Origin of the sequence: Brevundimonas sp., from assembly GCF_036732845.1 — a bacterium.
Lineage (GTDB): Bacteria > Pseudomonadota > Alphaproteobacteria > Caulobacterales > Caulobacteraceae > Brevundimonas.
On record NZ_DAINBO010000064.1, the window covers coordinates 1 to 8027 of the forward strand.

The window sequence follows — 8027 nt, forward strand, 5'->3', positions numbered from 1 at the left end:
GGCGGCGAAGGCCTCCATGCGCGGCCAGTCGCCGACGTGCTCGATGACCGAGTTGGAATGGACCAGGTCGAAGCTGTGGTCGGCGTATTGCGGCAGGGAGCAGGCGTCGGCGTCGATCTCGTCGAACAGGGCCGTATCCCAGACATCGCCCGTGCCGCCGGGGTTGATCAGGGTGATGTGGACGTTCCTGGATTTCAGCAGGTCGAGATCGAACAGGCGCCAGTAGTTGGCCTCTCCGCCCAGGTCGATGATGCGCACGGCGCCCTTTTCGGCGTGGATCGCCTCGATCAGCGCGACGACGCGGCGGCCGCGTGCGCGGCGGAAACGCGAGACCAGCGAATTGGGGTCGCTGTTGTCTTGAAGGGCGTGGATCAGATTCATAGCTCCGACCCTTAAGCCACGGCGGTTCCGATCCGGTTAAGTCGCGGCGGCGGGCGTGGCCGATGACGGCGGCGGGGCGGGTTCGATCAGGCGCGCCCAGCCCGAGACGGCGCAGCCCAGCGCCAGGCAGGCGACGGCGGCGATCAGCAGCGAACGGGTCAGGCTGAGGCGCGGAGCCAGCGGCCGGGCCAGCATCAGGATCAACAGCGCCATCAGGGTCAGGACGCCGGGCAGGTCCATGCCGATGCCCAGCCACACCTGATGCGCCAGGGCCATCAGCCAGCCGCCGACGACGGCGGTGACGACGGCGGGCGGCGTCAGGGCGCGGGCCGAGATCAGTCCGGCCCCCAGGGTGGCCGACAGGGCGGCGGCGAAGGCGGCGGCCAGGGCCGGCCAGATCAGCACATAGGCGGCCGGCGGCGCGGCGGCCTGGACCGCGCAGGCCAGGACGAAGACCAGGGCGATCAGGCCCAGCCAGCCGCCCCAGACGGACCCCGGCTCGCGCCGGATGATCCAACTGAGACCGATGGCGACGGCGGCGGCGCCCAGTACCACGGGATCGAAGCCGCCCAGCAGGATGGAGATCAGCAGGGCGGCGCCCAGAACGCCGGTGACGACGCGCCGCCCGGCCCGGTCGCGCCCGGCCATCAGGGTCAGACAGGCGGCCAGCAGGCTGAGGGCCACGCCCGCCTCCATCCACGGCAGGCGGCGCAACAGGGTGTAATAGGCGTCGGCGCTGTCGACCCGCGCCGTCATCGGCCCGCTCAGCACGCGCACCGCATTGGCCAGCACGACGCCCGAGGCGGCCAGCCACAGTCCGTCCAACATGCCGCGGCCGACGTCGGGCAGGGTCAGGCCGGCGCGCCGCCGCGCGGCCCAGGCGGCGAACCCGCCCAGGACGGCGGTCAGAGCCAACAGCACCCAGCCGGCGGCGGGGGCGTGGCGGACGGTCAGCTTGCCCAGGATGTCGGAATAGACGGCGTTGCGGGTCTCGCGCGGCAGGTCGGGCGCGCGCAGCCAGGCGTCGGCGGATTCCAGGGCCAGGCCGCCGATGTGTTGCAGACTGCCCACCTCCAGCGCGTCGGGGGTGGAGCCTGCGGCGTGGTATTGGGCCGGGCGGCCGATGAAGGCCAGGTTCAACCCGCCGACGCCGCGATCCTTGGCGATGGTGAAGTCGGTGCCGTTGGGCATCAGCTCATAGACGAAGACGGCCAGGGAGCTGGACGACGGGCCGCCCGGCGCACGGGCGGCGGCGTCGGCGAAACGGGCCACGGTCTCGGCGTTGCCGCGTCCGGTCTCGAACATGACGGCCCGGCCGCCGCCGCCGCGCGCCTCCAGATTGATCACGGCGCCGACCCGATCCCGAAGCGGGTGCTCGCTGAAGAAGACGCGGGCGCCGTCCAGGTTCAGCTCCTCGCTGTCGGTGAACAGCACGACCAGATCGCGCGGGGCCGGCCCGCGCGCCCGAATGGCGCGGACGGATTCCAGGATGGCGGCGACCCCGGCCGCGTCATCGGCCGCGCCGGGCGAAGCGGGCACGCTGTCGTAATGGGCCATCAGCAGGATCGGCGGCAGGGACCGGTCCTGGCCGGGCAGGACGCCGACCAGGTTGGCGACCTGATGGTTCGCGGCCGCCGGGTCGATGTTCCAGCGCTCCAGCCGTTTCAGGGCGGCGGGCGACAGGGCGCCGGTCTGAACCTGGGGCGACAGGCCCAACTGGGTCATGCGGACAGTCAGGTAACGGAGGACGCGGGCGTGCTCGGGCGAGCCGAGAGGATGGGGGGCGCGGGCGATCTGGCGCACATCGGCCATGGCGCGCTCGGCCGAAAAGGCGGCGGCGGGGGCGGTGACCGGCGCCGGAGCGGGCGTCCGCAACGACAGGGACGCCAGGGACAGGGCGACCAGCAGGGCGCCGAACAGCAGGCCGAGCCGCATGAAAGATCCCTCCGAACCGCGCGGGACTATAGGCCGTCGGGGGAGGGGGTCGGCAAGGGATCATCCTGATCCCCGTGAGCGGGGAAGAGGGATCAGGCCGCGCGGCTGAGCGTGGAGGGGGTCTTCACATACAGGCCCGGCCGCCCCGTCACGGCGCGGAAGGCCACGGTGTCGCTCTCGACCCGCTCGTCCTGGCCCAGGAACAGGCAGCCGTCGTCGACCAGGCGCTGCTCCAACACGTCCAGGGCGCGGGCGCGCTGGGCCGGGGCCATCTCGCCCAGCACATTGCGGCAGAAGACGATGTCGAACCGGCGGTCATCGGCCGGTTCGTCCAGCAGGTTGGCGGCGGCGAAGGTCATCGTCTGGCGCAGTTCGGGCCGGGCGCGCCACTGGTCCTCGGTCTGGTCGAACCATCGCAGCATGGAGGCCGCCGACAAGCCGCGCTGAATCTCGAAGGTGGTGTACAGGCCGCTGCGGGCCTTTTCGACCGCCCGCTGGTTCAGGTCGGTGGCGACGAGGTCGAAATCAGCCCCGGTCTCGGACGCCGCCATGGCGATGGAATAGGCTTCCTGCCCCATCGAGCAGCCCGCCGACCAGATGTGGATCTTGCGCTCGCCCCGCGCCTTGACCAGGGCGGGCAGCAGGTCCTGGGCCAGGGTCTGAAACGGCGTGCGGTCGCGGTTGAACCAGGTCTCGGGGTTCAGCAGGCTCTCGATCACCGCCCAGCCCAGGGAGGCGACGGGCCGCGACCACAGCGCGTGCAGCATGGCCGAAACGGTCTCGAACCCCTCGCGCCGCGCCACCGGACCCAGCCGATGCTCGGCCAGGGACAGCCGCTCGCGCGAGAGCCGATACCCGGCGCGCGAGGCCAGCAGGGCCTGAAGCTTTTCAAAATCCTCGGGCGTCATGGCGCTCACAGCACCCCCGCCTCGGCCAGTTTGGATTCCAGGATCTGGCCGTCGAACGGCTTCATCACATAGTCGTCGGCGCCCGCCGACAGGGCCTCGGCGATGCGGTCGGCGCGGGTCTCTATGGTGCAGAACAGCACCTTGGGCCGTTCGCCGCCCGGCAGGCCGCGCAGACGGCGCAGGAAGGTCAGGCCGTCCATGACCGGCATGTTCCAGTCCAGCAGGATCACGTCGGGCAGGGTCGAGGCGCAATAGGCCAGGGCTTCGGAGCCGTCGGCCGCTTCATCCACCTCGAAGGCCAGCGCCTCGACGATGCGGCGCGCGACCTTGCGGATGATCCGGCTGTCATCGACGATGAGGCAGGTTCTGACGGTCAAGGCGGCGTCCGGCGAGGATTCGAAGCGATTCGATCGACATGGATCTTCGCGCCATGATCGCAGCCGGTCGGTTAACGAGCCGTTGGTGACGCGGCCTAAAGCGGCATCCGCGCGGTCAGGACCACCCGGCCCTCGTCGGCCGAGACGTCGAGGCCGCCGCCGGCCTCATGGACGGTCAGCCACAGCCAATAGGGCTGAACCCACTGGCCTTGCAGCCCTTCGGTCAGGGGCAGGCCCGCCAGACCCGTGGCGGCCTCGGGTTTCAGACGGGCGCGGGCGCCTTCGGCCACGCCTTCCAGGATCAGGTGATCGCCCTCGACGCGGCTGGCGATGACGGCGGTTCCGCCCGAGGGCAGGGCGGCGGCGGTCAGATAGCCCAGGTTCACCAGGGCGCGGGCCTGGGGCTTGGCGAAGGCCCGTTCCTCGACCCGCCAGTCGACGGCGGCGCGGCCCCCGTCGGTCATGCCCGCGACCAGGGTCTGAAGCTCTCGACCGTCGAATTTCTCGCTGGTGGTGGCCGCGCCGAAGGCGACGCGGGCGAAATGGACCAGGGCCACCATCTTGCGCGCGCTCTGGTCGATCAGGCCGATGGCGTCGTCGCGCATGTCCTGGGCCGACGGGTCGTTCAGCAGGTCCAGGCCCGAGACGATGGCCCCCGCCGGGCTGATGAAATCATGGCACAGCTTGGCCGCCACCAGGGTGGCCAGATCGGTCGGGGAGGCGGTCTCGGTCATGGGGCGCAAGCTGACGTGATTTGCCGGTTCTTGAAACCGGGGGAACGGTCTAATGGAGCGCCGATGACGACCGAATTGATCCGCGACCTTCAAAGCGGCGCCTTGAGCGAAGCCATCGCCGACATCGCCGAGGCGGCGGCGGCGGTGATCCTGCCCTATTGGCGCACGGGCGTGACCCATGTGACCAAGGCCGACGACAGTCCGGTGACCCGGGCCGACCACGAGGCCGAGGCTCTGATCTTGGCGGCGCTGGCCGAACGCTGGCCGGGCGTGCAGGCGGTGGGCGAGGAACAGGCCGAGGCGGACGGCAAGCCCGCCGTGCTGGACGAGGTCTTCTGGCTGATCGACCCGCTGGACGGCACGCGCGGCTTCGTGGAAGGACGCGAGGCCTTCACCGTCAACATCGCCCTGATCCGGGACGACGCGCCCGTGGCCGGGGTGGTGACGGCCCCCGCCAGCGGCGTGACCTGGCGCTCGACGGCGCCGGGGCAGGGGGCGGTGATGCGCCGTTTCGGCGAGGCGTGGCGGCCGATCAAGGTGCGCGACCGCCCGGCCGAGGGGTCCGCCCTGATGAGCCACAGCCTCACTGACGAAGAGGCGGCGCGGCTGGCGGCGCGCCATGGCTGCACCCGATGGCAGGGCACGGACTCCTCGCTGAAATTCTGTCTGATCGCCGAGGGCCGGTTCGACGCCTACCCGCGCAGCGGCCCGACCTCGGAATGGGACACGGCGGCCGGTCAGGCGGTGCTGGAGGCCGCGGGCGGGCGGGTGCTGGCCGACGACGGCGGCCCTCTGCGCTACGGCAAGCCCGGCCTGCTGAACGGGCCGTTCGTGGCGATCGGGGGGTAGCGCCGATTTCCTTCTCCCCTTCAGGGGAGAAGGTGTCATGCGACGCATGACGGATGAGGGGGATGCCTGATCCGCGCTCGCTGTCGGCCAGTTAGGTTGCTGACACAGCCCCCTCATCCGACCCGCTCCTCGGGCCACCTTCTCCCCCGGAGGGGAGAAGGAAGTTTACGCGCGAATCTGGATCAGACCTTCCGCCCGCGACGCCAACGCCGGGACGCCGTGATGGCGGGCGACCTCGGCGGCTTCCGACAGGGCCAGGGCGACGCCGGGCGGGGTCTGGCCGCACAGGCGCCCCACCGCCAGGCCGACGCGGGCCAGGCCGATCTGATCGGCGGCCCAGTCCAGCGGCGCGGCGTCCGCATCCTCGCTTTGCAAACGGACGCGCAGACGGGCGGCGACGGCGGCCAGGGCGGTCAAATCGCCCTGGTCCTCGGCCTCATGCACCGCGCGGGCGGTGCGGGCCTCGCGCGCCAGGGCGCCTAGGATCAGGCCGCCGCCTGCGGTCAAGGCCTCGGCCTCGATCAGGGCCTTGGTCGGGGTCTCAGGGTCGTCGGCGCGCAGGATCTGGATGGCGGCCCAGTCTAGGGGGCTGTGGTCGGGGGTGAACTGATCGACGGCGGCGTCGAACAGGGCCTGGCCCTGAAGCCGGGCCGATTGATCCCCGGCGACGGCGGCCAGGGCGGCCAGGCCCGCGCCGCACAGGGCCAGGGCGCGCGCGCGGGTCAGGGGCCGGTAATCGGGCGAGGCGCTCTCGACCAGGGCCAGCAGGTCGCGGCCCGCCTGGTCCAACAGGCGCGGATCACGGCGCGCGACCCCGGCCTCCAGCGCCAGGGCGGCGCGATCCATGCGCACGTCCTCGACATGGTCGGCGGGCGCCGACCGCAGGTCGTGCAGGGCGGCGTCCAACAGGGCGGCGGCGTCCAGCAGGGCGGCCGGATCACCCGACAACCGGGCGCGGCGGGCGCTGAGCCGGGCGTGCAGGGCGGCGGCGGTGGTGGCGGTCTGGGCCGACTTGGGCGCGCCGACGGCGGCGACCGTCTCGAAGGCGCGGTCCAGCACGGCGACGTCGCCGCACAGGTCGAAGCGCAGCATATCGACGCGGACGGCCTCCAGCTCGGTCTCGGCGATCTGATCGCCGACGGCGCGGCGGCGGGCGTCGGTCACGGCGGCGGCGGCGCGCTCCAGGCTGGCCGGATGTCCACAGCGGCGGGCGTGCTCGCGCCAGAAGGCCGAGGCCCGCAGGGACGCCTCGACGGGGTGTTTGCACGAGACGCGACCGGCGTCGACCGACTGCTGCCGGGCCTCGACCTCGACCAGGTTGACGCCGATCAGCTCCAGCCAGCTCAGGTCGTCGCTCTCGCGCGCCTGGGCGAAGATTTTCCGCAGATCCTTGCCGAACTCGAACATCGAACGCCCAGACCCTTCGTCCCGTAACGGGACCGTTTCATCGCACTCCAGAGCCGCGTTGCAAGGTCAACGCCGCGCGATGAAACGGGTTCGGCTCGGCTCAGGCGGCATACGCCGAGGTCGGTCGTGCCGCGCTGATCGTCAGCCCCGCTCCTTGGTCTTGGTGAAGGCGATCTTGGGGAAGCGTTCCATGACGTAGCCGGTCTCCCAGCTCGACTTGGCCAGGAAGACCGGGGCCTGGTCGATGTCGACGGCCATCTGGGGGCGGTATTTGCCCGCGAAGTCGTCCAGGTCGGTCTTGTCTCCGCCGATCCAGCGGGCCTCGGCGTAGGGGCTGTGCTCGAAGATGACGTCCAGGCCGTATTCCTCGCCCAGGCGGTCGGCCATGACCTCGAACTGAAGCTGGCCGACGGCGCCGACGATGAAGTCGCTGCCCAGTTCGGGACGGAACAACTGGGTCACGCCTTCCTCGGCCAGGCCTTCCAGCGCCTTCTTCAGGTGTTTGGCCTTCAGCGGGTCCTTGACCCGCACCCGTTGCAGGATTTCGGGCGCGAAGTTGGGCAGGCCGGCGAAACGCACCAGACCCGTCTCCGACAGGCTGTCGCCGACGCGCAGCACGCCGTGGTTGGGAATGCCGATGACGTCGCCAGCATAGGCGTCCTCGGCCAGTTCGCGATCACTGGCGAAGAACATGATGGGGGCGTTCACCGACAGGGACTTGCCGGTGTTCTGAACCTTCAGCTTCATGCCGCGCTGGAACCGGCCCGAGGCCATGCGGAACATGGCGATGCGGTCGCGGTGGTTGGGGTCCATGTTCGCCTGGACCTTGAAGACGAAGCCGGTGACCTCGGCCTGGCCGGGTTCGACGGTGATCGCTTCGGGCGCCGGGGCGTTGCGGGTCTCGGGCGGGGCCTCCTTGCGCGCGGGCATGATCTTGGGCGGCGGCGCCCAGTCGCCGATGGCCGCCAGCAGTTCGTCGATGCCGAAATGGCGCAGGGCCGAACCCCACAGCACGGGGGTCAGATGGCCTTCGAGGAAGGATTGACGGTCGAACGCCGGATAGCCCGCCTCGACCAGTTCTTGCGCTTCCATCAGGGCCGCGTGTTCGCCGGCCTCGAAATACTGCGCGGCGTCGGCCAGGGGCAGGGCCTCGGGGTGGCCTTCGTCCTCGACCGCGCCGGGGACCTTGCGGGCGTAGGGCTGGAAGCGGCCGGTGCCCATTTCGACCATGCCGCGCAGACGGTTTCCGCTTTCGGCGGGCCACCAGATGGGGGCGGGGTCCAGTTGCAGGCGGCTGGCGATCTCGTCCAGCAGGGCCATCGGGTCCTGGGCCTCGCGGTCCAGTTTGTTGATGAAGGTGATGATGGGGATGTCGCGCAGACGGCAGACCTCGAACAGCTTCAGCGTCTGCGGCTCGATGCCCTTGGCGGCGTCCA

8 protein-coding genes are annotated in these 8027 nt (G+C 71.1%); 1 reads left to right on the plus strand and 7 read right to left on the minus strand.

The window, feature by feature from the left end; genetic code table 11:
* From V7D63_RS12780 to chpT, 5 genes are all read right to left on the minus strand, one after another.
* A partial coding sequence (locus V7D63_RS12780; protein ID WP_333592661.1) for a methyltransferase domain-containing protein occupies positions 1-381 on the minus strand: 381 nt, incomplete at its 3' end.
* Between the two features lie 36 nt (positions 382-417).
* Positions 418-2316: a M20/M25/M40 family metallo-hydrolase gene (locus tag V7D63_RS12785; RefSeq protein ID WP_333592662.1), complete on the minus strand. Its 1899-nt coding sequence runs from the start codon at positions 2314-2316 to the stop codon at positions 418-420.
* 92 nt (positions 2317-2408) lie between these two features.
* The gene (locus tag V7D63_RS12790; protein ID WP_333592668.1) at positions 2409-3224 is read right to left on the minus strand and encodes a CheR family methyltransferase; all 816 of its coding nucleotides are present in this window, start codon (positions 3222-3224) and stop codon (positions 2409-2411) included.
* 5 nt (positions 3225-3229) lie between these two features.
* Positions 3230-3601, minus strand: coding sequence for a response regulator (locus tag V7D63_RS12795; RefSeq protein WP_333592663.1), 372 nt, complete (start codon positions 3599-3601; stop codon positions 3230-3232).
* A 95-nt stretch (positions 3602-3696) separates the two neighbouring features.
* Positions 3697-4335, minus strand: coding sequence for a histidine phosphotransferase ChpT (gene chpT / locus V7D63_RS12800; protein ID WP_333592664.1), 639 nt, complete (start codon positions 4333-4335; stop codon positions 3697-3699).
* Positions 4336-4398: 63 nt separating this feature from the next.
* Between chpT and cysQ the strand changes: the two genes are divergently transcribed.
* Positions 4399-5184 (plus strand): 3'(2'),5'-bisphosphate nucleotidase CysQ, encoded by a 786-nt coding sequence (gene cysQ / locus V7D63_RS12805; protein WP_333592665.1) that lies wholly within the window; start codon positions 4399-4401, stop codon positions 5182-5184.
* A gap of 165 nt (positions 5185-5349) precedes the next feature.
* Here cysQ and V7D63_RS12810 read toward each other — a convergent pair whose 3' ends face one another.
* Complete coding sequence (locus V7D63_RS12810; RefSeq protein ID WP_333592666.1) at positions 5350-6591, minus strand: hypothetical protein; 1242 nt, start codon at positions 6589-6591, stop codon at positions 5350-5352.
* A gap of 141 nt (positions 6592-6732) precedes the next feature.
* Positions 6733-8027, minus strand: a 1295-nt coding sequence (locus V7D63_RS12815) for a GTP-binding protein (RefSeq protein WP_333592667.1), incomplete at its 5' end; no start/stop codon positions are given.